Here is a 25047-nt window from a genome sequence, read left to right as displayed (position 1 = left end):
AAGGGGGATGGATTGAATGACAGGCAACGAGTTGGATCAACAAGATGTGCTAGCGATTTATAAACAAGAGTTTTTTGTGGAAAAAAATACGGTTTATATGGACGGGAATTCTCTTGGGTTAATGTCTAAACGGGCTGAAGCAAAATTACATAGTTTAATGGATAGTTGGAAGACGTTCGGAATTGACGGCTGGACAGAAGGAGAGCATCCTTGGTTTACTTTAGCGGAAAATATGAGTGCGCGTATTGCACCTTTAGTTGGGGCTAAGGCTCATGAAGTAATGGTAACAGGATCAATTACTTCTAATATTCATCAAATGCTATCAACCTTTTTTCAACCGACACCTGACCGTTTTACAATCCTTGTCGATGATTTAAACTTTCCATCGGACATTTATGCGGTAGATAGCCATCTTCGTTTGCGTGGACTTGATCCTGCTAAAGCAATGAAAAAAGTTGGCAGTCGAGACGGTTATACATTAAAGCTAGAAGATATCATCGAACAATTGACTGACGACGTAGCGGTATTATTATTGCCATCTGTTTTGTACAGAAGTGGACAACTGTTGCAAATTCGAGAAATTACAGAAGCCGCGCATAAAAAAGGAATTTTAGTCGGTTTTGACTTGGCGCATTCGATTGGCGCAATGCCGCATCAATTACATGATGACGGAGTAGATTTTGCTGTATGGTGTCATTACAAATACATGAACTCAGGTCCAGGTGGAACAGGCGGACTATACATTCACGAACGTCATCATCATTTATTACCAGGGAATGCAGGATGGTTTGGTTCTGATAAAACGCGTCAATTTGATATGGACCATGAATTTTCCAAAGCACAAGGTGCAGGTGCTTATCAAATCGGCACACCTCATATTTTCAGTATGGCTCCTTTACTTGGCAGTTTGGAGTTGTTTGAAGAAGCAGGGATTCAAACGATTCGCCAAAAATCACTTCAGCTAACATCGCTTTTAAGAAAGTTAGTCAGACAACAGATTCCTGAGTTGACTGACGTTACGCCTGAACAAGATGGTGAACGGGGTGGACATATTGCTTTAGCTCATCCGGAAGCTGCAAGAATTTGTAAAGCCTTGAAAGAAGCAAACATCATTCCCGATTTTCGCGCACCGAATATTATCCGATTAGCACCTATCGCATTTTACACGTCGTTCAGTGATGTCGAACAAGTAGTGACGAAACTGCAAGACATTATGGAAAACGAAACCTACAAAAATTTCAGCAATGAACGAAATGTGGTGGCGTAAGTCATGACTAGAAAAATCATCGATATTTCCATGGAATTGAACGACATGACGCCGGAGTGGCCAGGAGATATCCCGTTTAGCTATGAGCTATCTGTAACGAAAGAGCAAAGTGGATCCGTCAATATTGGTAAGCTGCAAACGAGCACTCATATAGGTACGCATATCGATGCTCCATTTCATTACAATGAGCAAGGATTGAAGACGCATGAGCTGCCACTAGATGTCTATTTAACGCAAGCACAAGTAATGGATGTTAGTGGCTTAGAAAAGATTGCTCTTTCGGATTTAAAGCCGCTCGAAAAAAATGTTGAAGCAGTATTACTGAAAACTGTTTCTTGGCAAGACCGTAGCAAATTTCCAGAGAAATGGCCCATCTTTGATGAGTCTATTGCTAAATGGATGGCTGACAATGGTATAAGATTGCTAGGAGTGGACGTGCCATCTGTTGATCCTGAAACAAGCAAAGACCTGCCCATGCATCAAGCTATGAATCAACAACAGCGATTTATTTTAGAAGGCATTGTACTAGATGAAGTATCAGAAGGTGTTTATCAATTAGTGGCATTGCCGCTAAAGATAAAAGGCGGGGAAGGAAGTCCAGTAAGGGCAATTCTTCATACGTAATTGTTCAAAGACAAATAAAACCTTCACCCGTTTTTCAGGTGAAGGTTTTATACGTAGTCTGCACGGAAATAAGGTTCCATATTTTTTATATTCATCGCGATTTCATCGCAAATCTCTTGATAAAGCGCCCATTGTTCCGTACTGTCGTTACTTCGCAATTCGGGATTGCGGATATTCCAACGCAATAATTTTTGGCTGGGCAAATCCGATGGAATATCTCCATCTTCAAACTCGCCATCGTGTAAAGCGATGATTAAATCCGCTTTTCCTACTTCTTGTGGATTGTAAGAGCGTGCTTCAACTGAAGGTAAATCCAAGATGATTTCTTTCATTATTTCTAAAGGCATTTCGTTAAAGTCAGGTTGAGAACCTTGCGACCATGCAGCACTACGTATTTCCCAATCAGGAAGCATTAGCCGATTGGCCCAGATTTCTGCCATTAATCCACGATGTTGGTGAGGAGAGATAAAATATACTGTTTGTCTTGACACGGGAAACCCCTTCTTCCTATAGAACAAACCGTTTCTTCTATTAGTAATGTTTACCCACTAAGAACAAAATAAAACTATTAAATTTATGACTAAATAGTGATTTTAATGCGGTATGTCGAAAATCCGGATTTGTGAACTAAGAAACTCCTAGTCCGCAAATCCGGATTATTTATTTCACTACTAATATAGAACATGAAGAATCCTGGATTAACTTTTTACTAACAGATCCAACAAAGAATTTTTGCAAACCTGATTTACCACTATTGCCGATAATCAGCAAATCGATATTTTGTTCTTCGATAAAAGCTGTAATTGTTTTAGCTGCATTTCCTTCTAGTGCAAGGACAGAAGCTTTGGTGTCATGCGTATCAAGCTGTCGTTGAATAGATTGCTGAATATGCTTCGAGTATTCAGCTGCTCCGTCGTCATAATCTTTTTCGTGAGAAATTCTTTCGTCACCAATCCCATAAGGCATATACTGTGCATAATTGCTATCGACATTCGCAGATACTACAGGAGCCGAAGCAGTTCCTGCATCCATATAGCCAACACTTTCCCGGTAATCTTCGTTTACGTATATTACCGAAAGTTTAGCATTGGGCAATACGTTAACTAGTTCAATTGCTTTTTCAAATGCCATTCGACTACCATCGGAGCCATCATAAGCCATTGCGATATTCGTATACATTCCTTTCACCTCGCCTTATTACTCTTATTTGTAAATTACCCTTCACTACTTAAATGAAACCTCTGTTAGTTTCAAGAAAAAATTTTCGAAAAAAGTTGACAATTCAAAAAAGTTTTTGCTATTCTAGAATTAACTAATAAAAGGGAATGGAGGTAATGATGATGAAAAAAATGGAAATGAACATTCAATTCAATTTAATATCACCATCAGACCTTCCTATAGTTATTCTCTGACTTTATTTCGAGAATAGAATTATTCAGGACAAGTCTGTAAAACTGTCCTGTTTCCATGAGCGTGCGCCCATAAACTAGGCGTGCGCTTTTTTGTGTTTGTTCTCAAAAGAAATTTAGTCAGCAATAGGAAATTGTAAATAGGGGTCGGGAATTAGAAAGTGGGTGGAAAAAATGTTTGACGTGTTATGGAAATTAAAATGGTTTTTTAAAGAAAATTGGTTACGTTATACGACAGCGGTTGTTTTGTTGTTTGTTGCAAATATTTTAGAGATTATCCCGCCTTGGCTTATTGGTAAGGCAATCGATTCAATTGCACAAGGACAATTAACTTCGTCTATAATGTGGCAGTATGTAGTGGTTCTTTTTATAGCTCTCGTATTGGCATATTTGATTAACTTTGTGTGGCAATATCAATTATTCGGAGGCGCATATGTAATCGAGCGCCAACTTCGTTCGAGTTTAATGGGTCAATTTTTGAAAATGTCTCCTACTTTTTATGAGAAGAACCGGACTGGCGATTTGATGGCGCGATCGACTAATGATTTAAAGGCAATTTCAGAAACAGCAGGATTTGGTATTTTAACGTTAATCGATTCGACCTTGTATATGGCGACCATCATCGTAGCGATGGGAATTCTTGTTTCCTGGGAACTGACTTTCTTTGCGATGTTGCCATTGCCGATATTAGCAATCATCGTTCAAGTATTAGGTAAGAAAATTCATGTGCGCTATATGGAAGCTCAGGAAGCATTCGGCGATTTAAATGATAGCGTATTAGAGTCAGTAGGTGGCGTGCGAGTTATTCGAGCATACGTTCAAGAGCGTGCTTCCGAAAGTAGTTTTGCTGAAATGACAGAAGATGTTTACGAAAAAAACATGGCAGTAGAACGAATAGATGCGTTGTTTGCACCGGTAACGAAAGTGCTGACGTCGATTAGTTATATGATTGGACTCGGCTATGGCGCATTTTTAGTTGCGGATGGAAAAATGACGTTAGGAGATTTAGTTGCTTTTAATGTATATCTAGGGATGATTGTTTGGCCCATGTTTGCCATCGGAGAAATGATCAACATTTTGCAACGTGGCAATGCTTCGTTAGATCGAGTCAATAATACGTTAGAGTATCCAGAAGATGTGACAGACCCGAAAAAGCCGAGCGTAGCTGGAAAACTAGAAAAAATCGGCTTTCAGGATTTTAACTTTACTTATCCACAGTCGAGTTCGATCAATCTTCAAGGCATTAACTTATCGATGAATAGTGGACAAACCTTAGGTGTTGTCGGCAAGACTGGTAGTGGGAAAACCACTTTTATCAAACAATTAATGAGAGAATATCCGACAGGCGAAGGTTCTATTTTAATGAACGGTATCGAATTAAAAAAACTAACAAAAGATCAATTGCGCAGTTGGATTGGATATGTACCACAAGACCATGTGTTGTTTTCAAGAACAATTCGAGAAAATATTTTGTTTGGTAAATCAAATGCAAGTGAAGAAGAGCTAATAGAAGCGCTTCGTTTATCCCATTTCGAGAAAGATTTAGCTTTATTGCCAAGTGGATTAGACACACTTGTTGGTGAAAAAGGAGTGGCATTATCAGGTGGTCAAAAGCAACGAATTTCAATTGCGCGCGCTTTGATCAAAAATCCTGAAATTTTGATATTGGATGATTCACTTTCAGCGGTCGATGCAAAAACCGAATCGCGGATTATTGAAAATATTCAAGCAGAACGTATGGGAAAAACAACGATTATTACAACGCACCGGTTGTCTGCGGTCAAACATGCAGATTGGATTGTTGTATTAGATGACGGCAAAATTATAGAAGAAGGAACTCATGATGATTTGCTTGAAAAAAACGGCTGGTACAACGAACAGTTCCTCCGTCAGCAAATTGAGGAGGTGTAAGTATGGGGACAGGAAAAAGACTATTGCAATATGCACTGAATTTTAAAGAGGTTTTAATAATTGGGTTAATCATGCTGGCTGTTGCAGTGGCTGCAGATTTAGCAGCTCCGTTAATTGCCAAAGAGATTATTGATAATCACATAGCGATTTCGGACGGTACTGTAGATTTTGAGCCAATCGCTTATTTATTAATTTTGTTCTTTATACTGGCGATTATTACGGCGATTTTCCGGTATTGGCAATCGGTTTTCTTACAAAAAGGAGCAAATCGAATTATACGCAAAATGCGGAATGATGTTTACGAACATACGCAAACTTTGCCAATTCGTTATTTTGATAATTTACCAGCAGGCAAAGTGGTCGCACGCATTACCAACGATACTGAAGCAATTCGTGATTTGTTTGTCACGGTGTTGTCTCAGTTTGCTACAAGTTTTATGTATATGGGCGGTATTTTTATCGCACTGTTTTATCTCGACTGGAAAATGGCTGCCATGACACTCGTGTTAATTCCATTGTTATACATTTGGATGTTGGTCTACCGGAAGTATGCGGCTCGCTACAATCATATTGTTCGTGAGAAAGTCAGTGAAATGAATGCCATGATTAATGAGTCGATTCAAGGAATGACGATTATTCAAGCATTCCGACGTGAACGTAAGATGAAGGATGAGTTTGAACAACTAAACGATGAGCATTATAAATACCAGAAAAAATTACTTATACTTGAAGGCGCGGCTTCTTATAATTTGGTCGGCGTGCTTCGTTCGATGACGTTTATTCTTTTTGTTTGGTATTTCGGAAGTGCATCTATATCAGAAAGTACAGTTATTACAGTAGGTGTACTGTATGCGTTTGTCGACTATATTATCCGGTTGTTTAATCCAATTAGCGGGATTGTCAATCAGTTTGGCCGATTAGAGCAAGCATTAGTAGCAGCAGAAAGAGTATTCAATTTGCTGGACCAAAAAGGAGAAGCGGTTGTCGATAAAAAAATATCACGCTATCAGGGCAATGTTAGTTTTGAGAAAGTTTGGTTTGCTTATAAGGAGAAAGAGTATGTGTTAAAAGATATCTCGTTTAAAGCAAAACAAGGAGAAACAGTGGCCTTGGTTGGTCATACGGGATCAGGAAAAAGCTCAATTATGAACTTACTGTTTCGTTTTTATGATGTCTCAAAAGGGGCCATTACCATTGATGGTGTTAATATTAGTGACATGTCGAGACAATCAGTCAGGGAGCATATGGGAATTGTTTTACAAGATCCTTATTTGTTTAGCGGTACGATCGAATCGAATATCACATTAGGTGATGAGCGGATTACGAGAGAGATGGTAAACAGTGCATTGTCAGCAGTAGGAGGCGAGCGTGTATTGAACCACTTGCCAAAAGGAATCGATGAACCAGTTGTTGAAAAAGGCAGTACTTTGTCTTCAGGACAGCGACAATTAGTATCATTTGCACGAGCATTAGCATTTGATCCAGCGATTTTAATACTAGATGAGGCTACTTCCAATATTGATACAGAGACAGAAGAAATTATCCAACACGCAATGGATGTTTTGAAAAAAGGCAGAACGACATTTATCATTGCCCATCGCTTATCGACGATTAAAAATGCCAATCGTATACTTGTACTGGAAAAAGGCGAAATTGCTGAGGCAGGCAGTCACGATGAATTAATGAAGCTTGGTGGTATCTATTATCAGATGTATAAAATTCAATCAGGAATGTCCCAAACCCAATCTACTGGGTAAGGGGGGCATTCCTTTTTTCTAGTGAAAGATGCTATCGCTGTTAAATTCAGCTAGCCTTCCTTATAATTAAAAGAGCGTACAAAAAAACGCTGGAACATTCCAGCGCCTTAATCGTATACATGATAGAGCATCAGCTCGTGAATCATTGTTTTAATGGTTTCCTCATCTTGAGGAGTCTTTGACTTCCAAACGATGCTGCCATCGGGATGGTATTCTCCAGTTATGCGTTCGTTTTTATAAAAGAAGGAAATGTCCCACCCTGGTAATTGATTGTTTTCAAACATTGGCTTAAATTTAAAATGCTGAAGCATGTAAATCCTCCTTTGCGTTCTTCTTTTCATTATAGGGGAATACAAGGAATACACAAAGCAGAAAAAGAAAAGAGTGACAAAAGTGAATATAATAGTGACGTTAGTTTTTATGGCAATTGTTGGGGCGTTAATTGGTGGAGTGACCAATCACTTAGCGATTAAAATGCTCTTTTGGCCTTATGAGCCTAAATATATTGGTAAATGGCGAGTGCCATTGACGCCCGGACTCATACCCAAGCGGCGTGATGAATTATCCCGTCAACTTGGTAGGACGGTTGTCGAGCATTTATTAACACCCGACACATTTAAGAAAAGGTTTTTTAATCAGGAAATGCGGACAAAATCCGAAAAATGGATGAACCGTCAGTTAAATAAGCATTTGTTTGATTCACCTAAAACATTTAATGATTGGCTGCAAGCAGCTGGTCAAACAGGAATGGATGCGAAAATTGAAGCGAAGCTGGATGAACTGGTTGAACTTCAAAAAGAAGCTTTGCAACATTATATTGCAGGGAAAACGATTCGTGAATTGATGCCCGACAATTGGAAAGCTGAAGTGGAGACGAAATTATTTGAAGGGGTTCAATATGCGCTAGATCAAGGAATCGACTATTTTGAATCAGCACATGGTAGACAAACCATCAAGTCGTTATTGGATGAGTTTTTAGAGTCGCGTGGTCGTTTTGGCCATATGCTGCATTCCTTGCTCGGCGAATCCAAACCATTGGTCGACCGTATTCAACCCGAAATTATTAAGTTTCTTAACTCTCCAAAAACCTTTGAACTTGTTGGAACTTTAGCTTATAGCGAATGGGATAAAGTTCAAGACCGAAGAGTCGATGAGCTGTTAAAAGAGTTTGATTTTGAGACAGCAATGGGGTCAGTAAAACAATATGTTCGTGAAAAAGCAGCGATTTCTACACGTTTAAACACAACACTTGCAGAGACTTGGCCTGGAGGGTTAGAATGGACAAGTGTCAATATTACGCCACTTGTGACGGACTTTGTCTTCGAGCAAGGAGAGCATAAACTGGAAGAAACCATATTGAAAATTGATATGGAAGGTATGGTAAAACAGCAAGTCGATTCTCTGCCACTCAGCCGTCTAGAAGAATTGGTGCTTGGGATTTCACGGAGAGAATTTAAAATGATTACCGTATTGGGCGCATTTCTCGGAGGCTTTATTGGCGTCTTCCAAGGAATTTTCGTCATGATACTAAACTAAAATTAGAGGAGATGGATGAACATGACAGTAAACATTTATGACGACATTAACAAATTAGAAAGTACATTCCGTTCAACAGATGAATTCAAAAAATTAGAGGAAGCTGTTGCACTAGTAACTGCTGACCAACAAGCAAATGAATTGTTCAAGACTTTCCGCGATTTGCAAATTTCGCTTCAACAAAAACAAACACAAGGTGAAGAAATCACTGAAGAAGAAATGATGAACGCACAAAGCACAGCACAAGAAGCTCAACAAAACGAAAAAATTCTTGCTATGCTAGAAGCTGAAATGGGCTTAAGCCAAATGATCGAAGAAGTTAACCGTGTCTTGATCAAGCCTGTACAATCTTTATACGAAAGCATGTAATTTTACAAAAATAAAGGAATAGTGAAGAGAGACACCGAATACGTAAAGGTGAATGACAATTCATCTTTACGAAGGGGTGTCTCTTTTTATGTTTGAAACTATCGAATTAACAAAACGTGGGCGAATCGGTCAATTAGTTTTGAATCGTCCAAACTCAATGAACGCCATGAACGGTAAAATGATGAAAGAGCTGGCGGATTGCTTTGAATCACTCCAGCAAGATAGTACTGTGCAAGTGCTAATCATTCGAGGCGAAGGAAGAGCATTTTCAGCTGGTGGAGACATTAAAGAAATGATGAATCCGGATAATCCAATGGATATTGATGTGGTGATGAAGGATGTTAGTCGTTTGGCAAAAGCGTTGTACACATTGCCTCAAATTACGATTGCTGTCATTCATGGCGCTTCAGCAGGACTTGCTTTTAGCATGGCGTTAGCTTGTGATCATGTCATTGCAGAGGAAAATAGCAAATTAGCGATGAATTTTATCGGCATTGGTTTAGTACCAGATGGCGGAGGACATTTCTTTATGAAAGAACGTATCGGGGTACCAAAAGCGAAACAAATCATTTGGGCTGGTCAAACCTTAAAAGCGCACGATGCACTTTCAAAAGGCTTGATCGAGGAAGTGACAGCAGAAGGACGTGGACTTGAGCATGCTGAAATTTACGCTGCAGTCGCAATTGCATCTCCAATTAAAGCCAAATTAGCAACGAAACACATTCTTCATCAAACAAAAGTTGATGAATTGGTGAAAGTATTAGAAATGGAAGCCGCCGCACAGTCTACAATGCGAAAATCATCGGACCATTTAGAAGGCATTCAAGCTTTTGTCGAAAAAAGAAAGCCTCACTTTACAGGTCAATAAAAAGCATGGCGGAAAAATTCCGCCATGCTTTTCTCATGCTCATGAATGGAAAAGAAGGAGTTTGCCAGCAGGTGATGCTAAACGGTGAGTGAGTTGAATCATCTCTTTTTCTTCTAGCATCGCCTGTCCTTTACCGCGTGCTTCTTCATCGTTTTCAGCAGTAAATGTTTCGTCTAATAGCTGTTTGCCTGTTTTTTCGAATACAGTCAGTTTGTAAGTTCTCAATTCAAATCAATCCTTTCTGAATGGATATTCATTTCAAGTATAAAGGGTTTCTTTTAAAAAGTCCTGTAATTATTGAAACATTTAGGCAGCTGTTTCGTAGTAAGTAGAAAGAAAGGGGCGAATAAGAATGGCTTTGCATGTTGACCAAGTAACAAAAAAGTTTGGAGATTTTACAGCAGTAGACAATCTTTCGCTGTCGATAGAAGAAGGGGGAATGCACGGGTTTCTTGGAGCGAACGGAGCTGGGAAGACGACGACATTCCGAATGATTTTAGGTTTGTTAGATCCGACAGAAGGGTCAGTCCGTTGGAAAGGAAAACCCATTACATATGCGAGTAGTCCAGAAATTGGCTATTTGCCAGAAGAACGAGGACTTTACCCGAAAATGAAAGTAGAAGAGCAATTGGTTTACTTGGCACAATTACGCAATATGTCTAAAGGAGATGCAAGGCGTGAAACAGCTGCTTGGTTAGAGCGTTTTGAAGTGCCACATTATGGTCAGAAAAAAGTAGAAGAATTATCAAAAGGCAATCAACAAAAGATCCAATTGATTGCATCACTCCTACATAAACCATCGCTATTAATACTAGATGAACCGTTTTCAGGACTAGATCCAGTAAACGTCGAAATGTTAAAAAAAGCCATACTAGACTTTCAAAAACAAGGAGCCACGATTGTGTTTTCTAGTCATCGCATGGACCATGTCGAGGAATTATGTGATGATATGAGCATTTTAGATCGAGGAAAAATAGTGGTTGGTGGATCGATTAAAAGCGTGAAACGATCATTTGGTAAACAAAATGTTCGATTAAATATGGATGCGGATCTTAGTCATTTATGTAAAATAGCAGGAGTCGACAATTTTACAAAAACAAAAGATGGGGCTGTTTTTCAAATTACTGATGAAAAGGTTGCGCAGATTTTGTTGGCTGAAGCGATGAAACTCGGCACACTTCGTCACTTTGCAGTAGAAGAACCTTCTTTAGAAGAAATCTTTATCGCGAAGGTGGGAAAATCGCATGCATAGTTTTTGGATTATTTTTAAGCAAGCATTTATAACAAAAGCCAGAACAAAATCGTTTCTTATCACAACGGGTGTCGTTGTTGCGGCTTTTTTCTTGTTAGCCAATGTATCGAATATTATCGCCATTTTTAATGGAGACGAGAATGAAGAAAACACCTTGCATGTAGTTAGTGAAAATCCAGCACTTCTGGAAAATTTTCAAGCACAATTGGTATTGATGAATAGTGAAATTGAAGCTGTGCCGACGTACTTAACAGAAGCAGAATTGCAAAAAAGTATTACGGAAGGTACCATTGATGATTATTTAGTGTTAATGCTAGATGGGCAATTGAGTGCTCGTTATGTATCTGAATCTGCAAATGAAATGGGCGGAGGGGCTGAAATTGAAAATGCAGTCCAAGCAATACATACAACTATTACTGCCGAATCACTCGGGCTAAATGACAGCCAGGTAGGGCAATTATTCATGCCCGTTGAATTTGAAAGACAAGCGGTATCTGAATCTTCTAAATCACAAGAAGAGTTGAGTCAGGCAAGAGGTCTCGTTTATGTACTGATTATGTTGATTTATGTCGCAGTTATTTATTATCCAAATATGATTGCGATGGAAGTCGCAACGGAAAAATCATCGCGTGTCATGGAAATTTTAATCTCCAGTGTCTCACCTGTTAAGCATATGTTTGCAAAAATTGCTGGTATTGGCAGTCTTGGTATTTTGCAAATGATGATTTTTGGATTAGCCGGTTATTTTGCCATCCAAACAGCTGGTACAGATTTAACCGAAGGCGTATTTAGTGTCATGGGTTTTTCAGAAGTGAAAATCAGTACATTCTTGTTTGCCATACTCTTTTTCCTACTCGGATATTTCCTCTATGCGGTACTCGCGGCGTTACTTGGGTCGTTGGTTAGCCGAACAGAGGACGTACAGCAGCTCATGTTGCCCATGATGATTTTGATCATTATCGGGTCATTGATTGCTTTCTCTGGAATTTCAGTGCCTGAAGCTAGTTATGTTACTATTTCTTCTTATATTCCTTTTTTTGCCCCGTTGGTTATGTTCTTGCGCGTAGGTATGCTCGATTTACCGATATGGGAGCCGTTATTATCAATTGGAATTATGCTTTTGACCATCGGCATTCTCGGTTGGTTTGGCGCACGCGTATACCGCGGAGGCGTATTAATGTACGGCTCTTCACAATCATTAAAAGATATTCGCAAAGCCATTCATTTAGGCAATAAAAAATAAAAAATATTGATTTGGGCTATTCGACTGTTTGCGGGAAACTTTCTGCAAACAGTTTTTAAAATGACGCTGTCATGGTAAAATAAGAACAAATATTCGGTAGCTAAAAGGGGATTATTCATGGAGTCGATTCGATTTATCCACACAGCAGATTTGCATTTAGGAAGCCCTTTTATCGGCATGAAGGATTTGCAAAAAGAGCAGTGGAAACAATTAAAAGATAGCACATTAGCAGCATTTGATCGACTGATTCAATATGCGTTAAAAACCCATCCAGATTTTGTGTGTATTGTGGGCGATATTTATGACGGGGAAGATCGAAATATTCGGGCACAAGCGCGTTTTCAAAAAGGGATGCAACAACTCTCCGAGAAAAACATTCCCGTTGTTATATGCTTTGGCAATCACGATCACTTGAGTGGTAAGTGGACACGTTTTGAACTTCCACAGAATGTATATGTGTTTGATGAAACGGTTTCACAGTTCACGCTAAATACAGCTGCTGGCCCTGTCATCTTTACAGGTTTTAGCTATGGCAAGCGTCACGTGAGTGAATCCATGGTTGAGCATTACCCAGTGGCACAAAGTTTAGACAGCTATCATATTGGTCTTCTTCACGGCAGTCTTGAAGGAGACGCTACACACGCTGTGTATGCGCCTTTTAAAAAAGAACAGCTACTCAGTAAGCAATATGATTATTGGGCGTTAGGGCATATCCACAAGCGCCAAGAGCTCTACCTTGAGCCTGCGATGGTGTACCCCGGAAATATTCAAGGTCGACACCTGAAAGAATCAGGTGAAAAAGGCTTTTATGAAGTGACGTTATCAAAAGTAACGACACAATTAGAATTTATTCCAACGTCTGTTGTTCAATTCGACCAAGTAGTGGTCTCTGGTAAAGGCATTTTTCATATGAACGAAGTAATTGAGCTGTGCCAAAAACAACTAAGTCTTTTTAGTGAAACAGTAGGAACAGCTATTATTGAATTGGTACTTACAGAATTGGATCAAGATAGTTTCGGTTTACTTGCTGAAGTTCCAGAGAGTGAATTACTAGAGATGCTAAGAGAATCGGTGGAGGAATTAGATTGTTTTGTTTGGATTCAAGCGATACATTTGCAGCAAACAGATGAAGATGCTGAACTTTCTCCGTTAGGTGCAACATTAATCGATACAATGGCAAGCTGGGAAACGGACGATTGGAAAGTGGTGCTACAGGATTTGTATCGACATCCGAAAAGCAGTCGTTTTTTAGAGCCAGTAGAAAAACAAACCATTAGAGAGCTTCAACTAGCAGCCGTCCAAAAAATTCGGCGTACGATGCAGGTGGGAGAGTGACGACATGAAAATCGAAAAATTAGTGATTTATGGATTTGGCAAGCATGAAAACAGAACCATCGAATTAGGACAACAAATGGTGTTGTTTTATGGACCGAATGAAGCAGGAAAAACGACAGTTCAACAATTTATCATTCAAGTTCTTTTTGGGTTTCCAGCACGTAATCAAACACAATTGCGCTATGAGCCGAAAAATGGTGGTAAATATGGTGGCCAGCTTTACTTAACAGATCCGCAATATGGCAAGCTGGTCATTGAACGGATCAAAGGGAAATCGGCTGGAGATGTTACGGTACTTTTTGAAGATGGTCGACGAGGTGGAGAGACTGAATTGAAGCAAGTGTTGCGAAATTACGATCGCGCTTCTTTTGAAGCGGTTTTTTCGTTTTCGGTTCATGAATTACAAGGACTTGATCAATTAAGTGAAACCGAACTCAGTCGCACATTACTTGCTTCTGGTACGACAGGCATTGATGCCTTGACTCATTTAGAAAGTCAGCTGGAAAAACAAATGGCTGAGCTATTTAAAAAGAGTGGCCGTAAACCGCTAATAAATGCACTAGCTGAAGAACTTCGGGAAATGGAAAAAGAGTTAAAAGACTACCGACAGCGAGCAGAACTTTATAGTCCTTCAATTGAACGATTACAGGCCATTGGACAGCGTCTACAGGATATAGAAGATGAAGAAACGGCAAAAGAACAGGACCTTAAAAAAATCACGAAATGGCAACAAGCAGCGCCTTTATTTGCGAACAAATTGAAATTGACCAATCAGTTAGAAAGAGTGGAAATCCATCAGTTTCCAGCTGAAGGCAGAAGACAAATGGACCGCTTAGTAGATCAACTGACGCAAACCAAAGCAGACGTGGAATATATAAGCAATCAGCTTAATCGTTTAAACAATCCCGACGAAGTGGATTCAATAGAGTTTATTGAGAATTTGTTAAATCGTGAATCTGATTGGCATCAATTAAACGTTCAATTGGTTCAAAAGCAAAACGAGGCAATCGACTTAACTGAAGAACGCGAAGAACTATTATCTCTTCTTGGACTTACTGAACAACAAGCGATGGCAGTAGATGTTTCTTTAAGCCAAGAAGAGCAGTTAGCCGAGCGATTAAAAGAGTTAGATTTAGAAGAAGAAAATCAGCGTTTCAATCAACGTAGTTTGCAGGAAGAAAAAAGCAATTTGGCGCGTGCAGAACAAAATCTAGCAAAATTTCTAGCTCAAGAACCAAACGAAAAGGAACGACTAGCTGCAGAAGAGTGGCCGATAGTTTCAGCTCAGTTAGCAGAAGCTAAGGCTGCTTCTAAGTTTCAAAAAGACAATACGAAACAAGACCGACTCGTCAAATTTGCGTTAATAGGTGTCGGGTTAGTTGTTGCAGCTTATGGCTTTATACAAGCTACTGTTTTACTTATAGTAATTGGGCTAGCAGCAATGGGTGCGGGTCTCTGGCTTTTCATGAAAGCGAGAAAATCCGATGAGTTGCCAGACAACTATTCTGAGGTGCTCAAAAAATATGGAGGTAAAGAACAGGAGTACGAAACGATTGCGAAAAAAGTGGCAGAGTTTGACTTACAGCTAGATGCACTGATGAACAATATCGAGGCAAGCAAAAAGAATGTAGCTAGTTACGCATCTATCAAATCAAGTTCTCAAACTGAAACAGCTTATCAGCAATTGTTACGAGAAATCGGTTTAAGTCCATCTGTTCGTCGTACAATGGCAATGGAGCTTTTTGGAAAGTTACGCAAAGTTCATGCTGCTTCTTCACGTCTACTGCGCATTAATGGCGAGATTGAGAAACTAAAAGCCCAGCAACAAGAGTGGGTAGACAAAGCACAACAAGCATGTGGGAAAGAAGTAGCAACCGAAGGGTTGATTGCTTCATTGCGCTCTGAACTATCGATACGAAAAGAAAAGCAAGAACACTGGCATAAAGTCAGAAATGAACGATCTAATTTGCAAGAAAAACATGATCAGTTACTAGCACTCCAAAAACAACTTGAAAAAGAACAACAGACTTTATTGACATACGCTCAAGCGGAAGAAGTTTTTGATTTTTACCGATTAGCTGACGAGTGGGAAAAGAAACAGGAAGTGGAACGAGCACTCCAATTGACCCAAGAACAATTACAATCAATCGGAGGCGTGGAGTTGCGACCAAACTGGGCGCCTGAAGATGCACAGCTGGCAATTGAACAAATTCAAGTAGAATTGAATCAATTAAAAGCGGAGCGAAATGAGTTGTTGAAAGAACAAGCGGACAAACAGCAACTAACACAAATGTTAGTGTCAGATACTTCGTACGAAGAAAAGCTCCAGCAATTTGAAGAAAAAAAAGCAAGTTTTGTTGATTTAGCGAAACAATGGTCAGTCAACAAAGCGATAGTCGAAGCGATCAACCAAACGATGAACGAACTTAAAGAGAAAAAGCTTCCTGCTGTATTGGCAAATGCCCAGCGTTATTTTAGTAAGCTAACGAATGGTGCTTACCACGAACTGGACATGAATCGAACGGGTTATTTTGAAGCAAAGCGTCAAGATGGCACTTATTTCCCGGTTGCGGAACTGAGTCAAGCAACAAAAGAACAAGCTTATTTGGCATTAAGACTGTCGTTAGCTGTATCAATGAAAGAAAGTCATCCGTTTCCAATTATTATGGATGATGCTTTTGTCCATTTTGATCGCAGTCGGTTGCAGCAAATGATAAACTTAGTTAAAGAGTTGCAAGAAGAGTATCAATTTATTTACTTTACATGCCACGAAGATATGCAACAGGCTTGGCCAACTGCACAAATCATTCATTTGGCCAATACCGAAAGGAGCGTTCATTCATGACCAAAGGAATTACACAGTATGCAGTGGGGGAAACAGTCGATGTATTCTTACTGATCAAGCAATCAGTTAAAGGAGTCACGACTACTGGCAATCCATTTATCTCGCTTGTGTTACAAGATAAGAGCGGAGACATTGAAGCGAAATTATGGGACACAAAAGATGAGCAGGAAAAAATATTCGCAGCTGAAGTAATTGTCCGCGTAGGTGGAGAAATCCATAACTACCGCGGGAAAAACCAATTGCGCATTAAGAGCATTAGACCGGCAAAACCTGAAGAAAATCAGTCGATTTCAGATTTAATGCCGTCTTCTGAAAAATCAGCAGATGAGTTGCTTGAAGAAGTCATGAAGTATTTGTTTGAGATGGAAAATCCTCAAATCCAACGAATCACCCGTTTTATGCTAAAAAAATACCAACAGCAATTTTTAACCTACCCAGCAGCAACACGCAATCATCATGACTACGTATCAGGTCTAGCAGATCACGTCGTATCGATGCTGAAATTAGGAAAGTCTTTAACAGAGATCTATCCCGGGCTCAACAAAGATTTGTTATTTGCAGGAATTATTCTACATGATATTGGGAAAGTCATCGAGCTATCTGGACCCATCGCAACCACGTATACTGTTGAAGGTAATTTAATTGGGCATATCTCGATTATGGTAACGGAAGTAGCGAAGGCTGCAGAAGAGCTAGAAATTGAAGGGGAAGAAGTTATGCTCTTACAGCATATTATCCTTTCACATCATGGCAAAGAAGAGTGGGGCAGTCCGAAAAAGCCAATGCTTAAAGAAGCGGAGATGTTGCATTATATTGACAACATCGATGCGAAGATGATGATGTTGGATCGTGTTCTTGGAAAAACAAAAGAAGGCGAGTTTTCGGAACGTGTTTTTGCTTTAGACAATCGCTCTTTTTACAAACCGAAAATTTAATAAGCACTTAACTAAAAGCTGAAAAGAATGGTCTATTCTTCTCAGCTTTTTCACATAAAAAAAACCGCCTCAACAAGTTAAAAGATACCTGTTGAGGCGGAGAGTGGTTGTTTATTATTCGGCTGGAGCTTCAGGTGTTTCTGGATTTAAAATATCATCCAAAGCACCCTCAAGATCTTTGTCTTTAATTTCGATATTTGCTTCTTTCATAAGATCAGCAACTTTTGGAAGTAAAGTAGTCTGATCTGCTTTTGTAAGTGCTAATTCTGTGCGTAGCTCTTCTTTTTGATCTTCTAGAGCAGGCTGGTCTTCAATTTGACGTTTCTCAAGAACTTGGATGATATGGAAGCCAAATTCTGATGCTACAGGTTCACTAATTTCATCAACTTCAAGACCATAAGCAACTTCTTCAAATTCAGGAACCATCGCGCCTGGTCCGAACCAATCAAGGTTACCGCCGTTTGCACCAGAGCCAGTATCTGTTGAATTTTCTTCAGCTAATTTCGCGAAATCTGCACCTTCATCTAATTGCTTTTTAAGCGAGTTAGCAGTTTCTTCATCAGCTACAAGAATATGACGTGCATTTAATTCAGTACCTTGACGGTCGTAGTAATCCTGTAGTTCTTCATCAGTCACTTCAACGCCTTCGGTCAATGCTTTTTCTTGCAATAAGTTCAAACGAATCACTTTTTTATAGCTTTCTTCTGTTTGGTTATTTTCAGCAAGAAACTGATCAAAGCTTTCGCCAAGCTCTTCTTTATTGCTTTCATATTCAGCATTTACTTCTTTGTCAGTTACTTCGTATTTGTCTGCAAGTACTTTTTCAATGAGTAAAATTTGAATTGCTTGCTCACCGATTGATGTTTTCATTTCTTCGTAAAGATCATTTTTTGTGATATCGCCAACATCGGAAGTTACGATAGCTTCTCCATCACCGCTGTCGCTGCAAGCAGATAAAGCTAATACAGATGCTGCTAACGTAAATGTTAAAAAGGACTTTTTCATTGAATTCGCTCCCAACTTTCTATGTATATGCAGTAGTTACTATACTATAAACGTATAACAGTATGCAAAGTTCCTAAAAAAATACACTTGCCAGAAGGCAAGTGATTTAAGGTGTAAATTCTACGCCTACATACAACGATACCAGTAGTATTGTAATTAATATATTAATTGTCCGGAATATTTTTTGGTGATTTTCTTCCGGGATTTCTCTAGAAGTGACTAATGCCAATGTCATCCGGTTAATCTGAAAAAGATAAAACACGGAGAACATAACGATAAATGCGATAATCATGAATTTCCTCCCCTCTAACTTTACTTCCTAGTATAACAAAAAAGGGAAGAAAAAGCAGATATCAGCTCATCACCGGAGGCACAAGAATTTCAAAGCCCGTATCTGTTTCTTCTATTAACGCATATTTAGGTGAACGCGCTAAGTTACGAAGGTAGATGATGTCTGTTAAACATAATGCACAATGATAGGCTAAAAGCATAGCGAAGTAATGGCTGAAAGCCGGTAACATAAGACTCAGCGTCACCAGAACCGTATTTAATACGAGAAAGGGAGTTGCTAGTGATAATAGAAACCGAATTTTTGGAACTGGTTCATTGATATGAAGTGATATAGAAGGGCAAACCTTCATTTGTTTACGAATAATAAATTTTAATGATTTATGGCATCCGATTAACGGTATAAAATGCAAAAGCTTATGCAGTGGATAAATGCCAAGTAAGGCCACTATAAAAATAAGGAAATACTGATCGGATAAGGGAGTGGCATATATGATTGTAAGCCCAATATAGGCAGTCATAAATACAGCGATTCCGAAAAGTGCCGAAATCATGAAAAGCCGGTCAAATCCATATTGTTTTTTTAAATTAATTGTTTTCCAGCAGTGCATGTTTGCATCCCCTATTACTAAATTCATTTTTGATTCGCTACATACAATACAATGATTTATAAGGAAATGCAACCATAATTTTTTTAAAAAAAAGTACTTATTATTGCTGAGTTTTTTGATGCGTGATTACATGATTTTCTTCAGTGAATTTATTCTCAATATTTTTGAAAGAAGCTTCGAAAATTTCCATGAAATCATCTCCATAAATATTACGAATAACAGCCATAATATCCATGAATTCTGGGAACTTTCCATACATTTCACGTAACGGCAGGGAGCCATCAATGACAGAGTGTGGTGTTTCATGATAGTTCTCAATCATTTCTTGCATTAAAGCTTCGCCTTTTTCTGTTAACTGTACATAGGTATTTCTTTTGTCTGTATCGCGTTTTGAAAATGATAGTAATTCACGTTCTTCTAATTTTTTAGAGAAGTTAAAAGCTGTCGAAACGTGCATAACACCAAATTTTGCCACATCTGAAATTGAAGCTCCTTTTAAATGGTAGGAGATCCAAAGGATGTGGTGCTCATTAATATTCAAGTCATAAGGTTTTATCCACATTTGCCAATCTTTTTCTACCGCTTTCCATAGTGCTTTTGACAATTGACCGATGCGTTGACTAAACAACATGGCTTCTTTCATCGAGTATTCTTTCTCGTTCACACAGGCACCAACTTTCCTCCAAAATCTTTTCTTTATTATAGCAGTAAAGCAAACGTAATTAAAGTAAGAATAGTAAAATAATTTACAACAAGAAGATTTTATAGGAAAGAGCGAGGGGAAACTGTTTTGAAATGGCTATAAATACGTGTTATGGTGCTTTTTTGCGAAAATAAAGATAAAAAACCAGCCACCCGAAGGTCGCTGGTTTATGCACTTTCTGTATCATCATCAACTTTTTCTGATTTTGGTTTACTATCGGGTTTAGCTTGCTTGTCTTTACTAATAGTGTTTTGTAATTCTTCGATGGCATTTTGAATTGCCATGATTTCAAGCTGAAGATGTTCTTTTGCAGGAGCAGTGCTCTCTGTCCATGTTTCTAGTGAAGCTTTCAATCCTTCAACAGCTTCAGGCAATTGCGATTTAGCCTCTTCTGTCATATGGTTGATAGATTCTTTCAAGCCATTTACTTTGTCTTTTAGTTCAGTTAAGTAATCTTTCCATTCAGATGATGCCGATTTCACACTAGAGCGAAAATCCTGTCCTGATTGTGGAGCAGAAAATAATGCCGCTGCAGCTCCAGCTGCTAACCCCGTTGTAAGTCCTAAGAAAAATCTTGATGCTTTCATATGTGAAACGCCCCTTTCTTTCTATGTACTTCTTTTCCTCTATTATACCTAATTGAAACATATTTATGAATGACTATTCAATAGAAAATGCTCTCCCTGTAAAAACAGAGGAGAGCATTTGTCTTATGCAGCTTGTGAAACAGCTGTATCGAGTTTTGAACGCTTGACCAATGTAATCACAATCGGATAAATTAAAGCAAAAGCAACTCCGTTTAACAATACCGCAGGTAAAACTACAGTAACAAGCAATAACGTAAAAGGAATATTAGCACCAATTACAAATATTGCTGCAGAAAGGAAGATCGCTCCAGATAATAAAGTTCCAATTGCTACCAGACCAATCGTAACAGGCAGCTTAGTAACGAATTTCTTCAAAATCATCACCAAAGCAAGAAAAACGAAAGCCGTGATAAATTTATCGATGATATTCGGAAAAAATCCGCCTGGGAATGTCGAGAACAGTCCGGATAAAACACCAGTTGTGACTGCTAACAAAAAGACACTTTTTACATTTGGAAATAAAAGAATACCAACAAACATCATGGTTAACATAAAGTCAGGTTTCATCCCGCCATTGATGCCTGGGATTACTACATAAAGTGTGGCTCCGACGCTGACCAACAACGCCATTAAAACTAGATTCTTCGTATTCATTTCTCATCTCTCCTCAGCTCTACGCTATTTTCTTTTTCCCGGTCGTGTCCTCGTGACCGCCGGCGAAAAACTTATATTGATTCTATCCTGTCTACTTGAGAAAATCAAGCATCTGCGTTTAGCTTTGTTTTTACACTTTCCGCAAGTTCTTGAATATGCTCAGAAGTAAATTCTTTCTCTTTTGTTATCCATTTTGCGCCGAAGCCGTCAGTTTCACCGTAACGTGGGATAAAGTGTAAGTGGAAATGGAATACACTTTGTCCTGCTTTAGCACCATTATTATTTAGTAAATTCATGCCTTCGGGCTGGAATGTTTCATTAATTGCTTTTGCAATTTTAGGTGCAACAGAAAATAGATTTCCTGCTTCTTCTGGTGTCATATCATAGACAAATTCACGATGTGTTTTAGGAATGAGTAAGGTATGTCCTTTTGATAAAGGCATAATATCCATAAAGGCAAATACATGTTCATCTTCATAAATCTTTACGCTAGGAATCTCGCCTGCAATGATTTTGCAGAAAATACAATTTGTCATTAGTATCATCCTTTCCATTTTTCTCATTTTACCATATTTGCCATATCAAAAAAGAATTCGACAGCTAGTTTTGATACAATAGTTTAATAGAAAGAAAGAGGTGTAGTGGATGGCTATTTTGGAAGTGGATGCATTAACAGGTGGATATACACGGAAACCTGTTTTGCAAGATGTGACATTTTCGATTGGAAAAGGTGAGCTTGTTGGATTGATTGGCTTGAATGGTGCAGGCAAAAGTACCACGATTAAGCACATTATTGGAATGATGCAACCAAAATCGGGAGAAATCCGTTTGAATGGTAAAACCTTCGAAGAAGATATGGACAGTTATCGTTCATCTTTTTCATATATTCCCGAAACTCCGGTATTGTATGAAGAACTTACTTTACGAGAACATCTTGAACTAACTGCGATGGCTTATAATATAGACCCGAAACAGTTTGAAAAACGATCTGCAGAATTATTGAAGGAATTCCGGATGGAAAAGCGTTTGAAATGGTTCCCATCGCATTTTTCTAAAGGAATGCGTCAAAAAGTGATGATTATGAGTGCATTTTTAGTAAACCCTGCGCTTTACATTATCGATGAACCTTTTGTTGGACTCGATCCACTGGGGATTAAATCTTTATTGGACCAAATGGAACAACAAAAGAAAAAAGGTGCTTCAGTGTTAATGTCGACGCATATTTTGTCGACAGCTGAACGCTATTGCGACCGGATCATTTTGCTACATAATGGGCGTGTTCGAGCAAGTGGAACGATGGTTGATTTACGACAGGCATTTAATATGCCCGACGCCTCACTAGATGATTTATATATTGCGATGACCGAGGATGAGCTAAATGAAGAATTTGCATGATATTTGGTCAAGACGACTTCATAAGTATACTATTGAAGTCCAAAACTACTTGAAATATATTGTGACAGGTCACATCGCAGTTGTTATGCTATTTGCTTTAGGAGCAGCAGGGTTTGCTTATAGTGAATGGATTCAAGACGTCCCGCCTGAATTTCCAGGAGCGTTATTACTAGCCGTGATTTTCGGATTATTATTAGCGCTCAGTCCACCATCAACTTTATTGAAAGAAGCGGACATGGTGTATTTTTTACCATTAGAAAGCAAGCTAGATGATTTTTTAAAACCGGCTTTAAGATGGTCGTTTTTGTCTCAATTGTATTTGCCAGTCATTGTTTTCATTGTTTCATTGCCGATGGTTAATGCATTATATGGCTTATCGTCGTCGTTTTTAATCGGTTTTCCGATTTTGCTGTTGCTGATCAAATGGTGGAACGTTCAAACAGAATTTGCTTTTCGGAAGCAGGGGGCAGGAGAGCGAGTTTGGCTTGACCGGTTTGTACGTTTTCTATTAGTTGGATTTTTTGTCTACTTTTATATAGAAAACTTATTAGTAGTCGCAGTCGTTATTTTGTTCATTATTATTTTTTATGGCAAATGGATTGCCCGTAAAGCGGTAGGGAAGCCTTTTGCTTATGAGCATTTTATTGGCTTGGAAGAAAATCGCATGTTGCGCTTTTATCAATTCGCTAATTACTTTACCGATGTGCCTCATTTAAAAGGCAAAATAAAAGCGAGAACTTGGTTAAATTGGAGTTATGGATGGATCAAACCCGGGCCGAAAAATGCCCATTTGTATCTTGTATGTAGAACCTTTATCCGCTCAGACGAATTGTTTTACTTATGGGTAAGGTTAACTGCGATTATACTGGTAGGAGCTTGGTTTATTCCGTTTCAAATCGGGGTTGCCTTGTTTGCAGGAGCTTTGGCATTCGCGACAGCGATTCAAATTTGGCAAGGGCTGACACATACGCAGCATTTTCGAATGGATAATTTATTTCCACTCACTCGTTTTAGTAGACAGGGAGCAGTTTGGAAGCTAATTATCGGGCTGCAATTACTGCAGAGTATAGTAGCTACTATAGTTCTTCTTATACTAGGTAAACCTGTTACAGCATTGCTGACATTTGTCATTATTTTAACCGTTTCATTCGTTACAGTTACTGTTTTGAAAAATAAAAAGAAATAAACAAAGCCCAACATCTAAAAAAAGATGTTGGGCTTTGTTTTTATTCTTTATTAAAATGAATGGCAGCTGAACCTAATGTTTTTGCAGCAATCAGCATTGCTTCTTCTTTAAAATCGAATTTCGGATGATGGTGAGGATACACATCCTCGTCAGGCATGGCGCCAGTGAAGAAGAAAGAACCGGGAATTTCCTCCAGATAGTAAGCAAAATCTTCACCACCCATTTGAGGTGGGCAGTCATAAACTTCGGTAACTCCTGGTACGGTAGCCGCGATGTCGTTAACAAACAAAGTTTCGTTTTCGTGATTAATAACAGCAGAGTAGCCTCGCTTGTAATTAAATTCGTAATCGCTGTTATTGGCCAAACTCGTTCCTTTAATCACACGTTCCATGTCAGTTTCCATTAAGCTTCGAACATCTTCTTTAAATGTACGAACGGTTCCGGATAATACCGCTTGGTCCGCAATGATATTGAATGGATTTTGTGCAACAAACGAACCGATGGATAACACGGCGGATTCTAATGGATCTACCCGTCTAGATACTAAAGTTTGAAGATTAGAGACAATTTGAGAACCTACTACCACAGCATCAATCGTTTCATGAGGACTAGCGCCGTGACCTCCTCGACCTTGTACTTTTAGCGTGAAGCTATCTGCAGCTGCCATGAGCGGGCCGACACGCGTATCAATTCGACCAAATGGCGTCATAGACCAAAGGTGAGTACCGAAAATGGCATCAACTCCGTCTAGAACTCCGGCTGCAATCATTGATTTTGCGCCACCAGGCACAAGTTCTTCGGCATGTTGATGGATTAATACATAGGTTCCTTCCAATTCATCGCGCATATCAAAAAGTGTTTTACCGAGTACTAAAAGAGTAGCTGTATGGCCATCATGCCCACAAGCGTGCATGACGCCATCAACAGTAGAGCGGTAAGGTACATTTTCTTTTTGGTCTTGGATTGGCAAGGCATCAAAATCGGCACGTAAAGCTACAGTTTTCCCAGGTTTGGCTCCTTTAATCGTAGCAACAACACCATTCCCACCAACATTACTTTTAACATCAACGCCTAATTTTTCATAATAGGAGAGAATATAACGAGCTGTTTCAGTTTCATGGAAAGATGGCTCAGGGTGCATATGTAAGTGGCGACGAATTTCAACCATTTCTGGATAAGCAGCATCTAAGGCTGCGTATAATTTAGTAAGCATATGTAGCACTCCTTTTTTTATTTAAGCATATCACAAAAAATTCCGAATATGCGA

26 protein-coding genes are annotated in these 25047 nt (G+C 39.0%); 14 read left to right on the top strand and 12 right to left on the bottom strand.

The features are described from left to right. Positions 1–16: 16 nt before the first annotated feature. Together kynU and kynB are read left to right on the top strand one after the other, a co-directional pair. The gene (gene kynU, locus MLE13_RS12785) at positions 17–1267 is read left to right on the top strand and encodes a kynureninase (RefSeq protein ID WP_240750067.1); all 1251 of its coding nucleotides are present in this window, start codon (positions 17–19) and stop codon (positions 1265–1267) included. A gap of 3 nt (positions 1268–1270) precedes the next feature. Further along, positions 1271–1891, top strand: a complete 621-nt coding sequence (gene kynB / locus MLE13_RS12780) for an arylformamidase (RefSeq protein ID WP_240750066.1) — start codon at positions 1271–1273, stop codon at positions 1889–1891. A gap of 47 nt (positions 1892–1938) precedes the next feature. On the opposite strand, the gene MLE13_RS12775 is transcribed toward kynB, so the two are convergent. Next, positions 1939–2382, bottom strand: a complete 444-nt coding sequence (locus tag MLE13_RS12775) for a low molecular weight phosphatase family protein (RefSeq protein ID WP_240750065.1) — start codon at positions 2380–2382, stop codon at positions 1939–1941. A gap of 169 nt (positions 2383–2551) precedes the next feature. Further along, positions 2552–3070, bottom strand: coding sequence for a universal stress protein (locus MLE13_RS12770; protein ID WP_008430646.1), 519 nt, complete (start codon positions 3068–3070; stop codon positions 2552–2554). Positions 3071–3474: 404 nt separating this feature from the next. Here MLE13_RS12770 and MLE13_RS12765 point away from each other — a divergent pair, with 404 nt between their 5' ends. Then, the gene (locus tag MLE13_RS12765) at positions 3475–5211 is read left to right on the top strand and encodes an ABC transporter ATP-binding protein (RefSeq protein WP_240750064.1); all 1737 of its coding nucleotides are present in this window, start codon (positions 3475–3477) and stop codon (positions 5209–5211) included. 2 nt (positions 5212–5213) lie between these two features. Further along, the gene (locus MLE13_RS12760; protein WP_240750063.1) at positions 5214–6968 is read left to right on the top strand and encodes an ABC transporter ATP-binding protein; all 1755 of its coding nucleotides are present in this window, start codon (positions 5214–5216) and stop codon (positions 6966–6968) included. A gap of 107 nt (positions 6969–7075) precedes the next feature. On the opposite strand, the gene MLE13_RS12755 is transcribed toward MLE13_RS12760, so the two are convergent. Then, positions 7076–7279 carry a YheE family protein gene (locus MLE13_RS12755; protein WP_240750062.1) on the bottom strand — a complete coding sequence of 68 codons (204 nt, stop codon included), beginning with the start codon at positions 7277–7279 and terminating at the stop codon, positions 7076–7078. Between the two features lie 82 nt (positions 7280–7361). On the opposite strand from MLE13_RS12755, the gene MLE13_RS12750 reads away from it, so the two are divergent. The 3 genes from MLE13_RS12750 to MLE13_RS12740 all read left to right on the top strand — a co-directional run bounded on the left by MLE13_RS12750 (position 7362) and on the right by MLE13_RS12740 (position 9741). Further along, positions 7362–8504 (top strand): DUF445 domain-containing protein, encoded by a 1143-nt coding sequence (locus MLE13_RS12750; protein ID WP_240750061.1) that lies wholly within the window; start codon positions 7362–7364, stop codon positions 8502–8504. 21 nt (positions 8505–8525) lie between these two features. After that, entirely contained in the window at positions 8526–8873 is a 348-nt protein-coding gene (locus MLE13_RS12745; RefSeq protein WP_240750060.1) for a YlbF family regulator, read from the top strand. Between the two features lie 88 nt (positions 8874–8961). Next, positions 8962–9741 carry an enoyl-CoA hydratase gene (locus MLE13_RS12740; protein ID WP_240750059.1) on the top strand — a complete coding sequence of 260 codons (780 nt, stop codon included), beginning with the start codon at positions 8962–8964 and terminating at the stop codon, positions 9739–9741. Positions 9742–9780: 39 nt separating this feature from the next. Here the strand turns inward: MLE13_RS12740 and MLE13_RS12735 are convergent, their stop codons facing one another. Continuing rightward, on the bottom strand, positions 9781–9966 hold the full coding sequence (locus MLE13_RS12735) for a YhzD family protein (RefSeq protein WP_240750058.1): 186 nt from the start codon (positions 9964–9966) through the stop codon (positions 9781–9783). Positions 9967–10093: 127 nt separating this feature from the next. Between MLE13_RS12735 and MLE13_RS12730 the strand changes: the two genes are divergently transcribed. The 5 genes from MLE13_RS12730 (at position 10094) to yhaM (ending at position 17351) form a co-directional block, all read left to right on the top strand. Beyond that, positions 10094–10993: an ABC transporter ATP-binding protein gene (locus tag MLE13_RS12730; RefSeq protein ID WP_240750057.1), complete on the top strand. Its 900-nt coding sequence runs from the start codon at positions 10094–10096 to the stop codon at positions 10991–10993. Then, positions 10986–12236: an ABC transporter permease gene (locus tag MLE13_RS12725; RefSeq protein ID WP_240750056.1), complete on the top strand. Its 1251-nt coding sequence runs from the start codon at positions 10986–10988 to the stop codon at positions 12234–12236. Before MLE13_RS12730 ends, MLE13_RS12725 begins: the two co-directional genes overlap by 8 nt. A gap of 117 nt (positions 12237–12353) precedes the next feature. Further along, positions 12354–13571: a metallophosphoesterase family protein gene (locus MLE13_RS12720; RefSeq protein WP_240750055.1), complete on the top strand. Its 1218-nt coding sequence runs from the start codon at positions 12354–12356 to the stop codon at positions 13569–13571. Positions 13572–13575: 4 nt separating this feature from the next. After that, on the top strand, positions 13576–16416 hold the full coding sequence (locus MLE13_RS12715) for an ATP-binding protein (protein WP_240750054.1): 2841 nt from the start codon (positions 13576–13578) through the stop codon (positions 16414–16416). Then, positions 16413–17351: a 3'-5' exoribonuclease YhaM gene (gene yhaM / locus MLE13_RS12710; RefSeq protein ID WP_065527812.1), complete on the top strand. Its 939-nt coding sequence runs from the start codon at positions 16413–16415 to the stop codon at positions 17349–17351. The genes MLE13_RS12715 and yhaM overlap by 4 nt, the downstream gene beginning before the upstream one ends. A 114-nt stretch (positions 17352–17465) precedes the next feature. Here yhaM and MLE13_RS12705 read toward each other — a convergent pair whose 3' ends face one another. From MLE13_RS12705 to MLE13_RS12675, 7 genes are all read right to left on the bottom strand, one after another. Continuing rightward, on the bottom strand, positions 17466–18356 hold the full coding sequence (locus tag MLE13_RS12705; protein ID WP_240750053.1) for a peptidylprolyl isomerase: 891 nt from the start codon (positions 18354–18356) through the stop codon (positions 17466–17468). A gap of 106 nt (positions 18357–18462) precedes the next feature. Continuing rightward, positions 18463–18648 (bottom strand): hypothetical protein, encoded by a 186-nt coding sequence (locus MLE13_RS12700; protein ID WP_006828367.1) that lies wholly within the window; start codon positions 18646–18648, stop codon positions 18463–18465. A gap of 61 nt (positions 18649–18709) precedes the next feature. Then, positions 18710–19255 carry a DUF3267 domain-containing protein gene (locus tag MLE13_RS12695; RefSeq protein ID WP_240750052.1) on the bottom strand — a complete coding sequence of 182 codons (546 nt, stop codon included), beginning with the start codon at positions 19253–19255 and terminating at the stop codon, positions 18710–18712. Positions 19256–19355: 100 nt separating this feature from the next. Beyond that, complete coding sequence (locus MLE13_RS12690; RefSeq protein WP_240750051.1) at positions 19356–19919, bottom strand: HTH-type transcriptional regulator Hpr; 564 nt, start codon at positions 19917–19919, stop codon at positions 19356–19358. A gap of 206 nt (positions 19920–20125) precedes the next feature. Continuing rightward, complete coding sequence (locus MLE13_RS12685) at positions 20126–20545, bottom strand: YtxH domain-containing protein (RefSeq protein ID WP_240750050.1); 420 nt, start codon at positions 20543–20545, stop codon at positions 20126–20128. Between the two features lie 123 nt (positions 20546–20668). After that, positions 20669–21199 (bottom strand): tryptophan transporter, encoded by a 531-nt coding sequence (locus tag MLE13_RS12680; RefSeq protein ID WP_240750049.1) that lies wholly within the window; start codon positions 21197–21199, stop codon positions 20669–20671. Between the two features lie 104 nt (positions 21200–21303). Continuing rightward, positions 21304–21735 (bottom strand): HIT family protein, encoded by a 432-nt coding sequence (locus tag MLE13_RS12675; protein WP_240750048.1) that lies wholly within the window; start codon positions 21733–21735, stop codon positions 21304–21306. A 109-nt stretch (positions 21736–21844) separates the two neighbouring features. On the opposite strand from MLE13_RS12675, the gene MLE13_RS12670 reads away from it, so the two are divergent. Both MLE13_RS12670 and MLE13_RS12665 read left to right on the top strand, forming a co-directional pair. Then, positions 21845–22594, top strand: a complete 750-nt coding sequence (locus MLE13_RS12670) for an ABC transporter ATP-binding protein (RefSeq protein ID WP_240750047.1) — start codon at positions 21845–21847, stop codon at positions 22592–22594. After that, positions 22578–23780, top strand: coding sequence for an ABC transporter permease (locus tag MLE13_RS12665; protein WP_240750046.1), 1203 nt, complete (start codon positions 22578–22580; stop codon positions 23778–23780). Before MLE13_RS12670 ends, MLE13_RS12665 begins: the two co-directional genes overlap by 17 nt. A 40-nt stretch (positions 23781–23820) precedes the next feature. On the opposite strand, the gene MLE13_RS12660 is transcribed toward MLE13_RS12665, so the two are convergent. Then, positions 23821–24993, bottom strand: a complete 1173-nt coding sequence (locus MLE13_RS12660; protein WP_240750045.1) for a M20 metallopeptidase family protein — start codon at positions 24991–24993, stop codon at positions 23821–23823. Positions 24994–25047 lie beyond the last annotated feature (54 nt).

The organism is Planococcus halocryophilus, from assembly GCF_022489025.1.
Lineage (GTDB): Bacteria > Bacillota > Bacilli > Bacillales_A > Planococcaceae > Planococcus > Planococcus halocryophilus_A.
The sequence above is the reverse complement of the archived record's forward strand: the minus strand, read 5'-3'. Positions and strand labels throughout refer to the sequence as shown.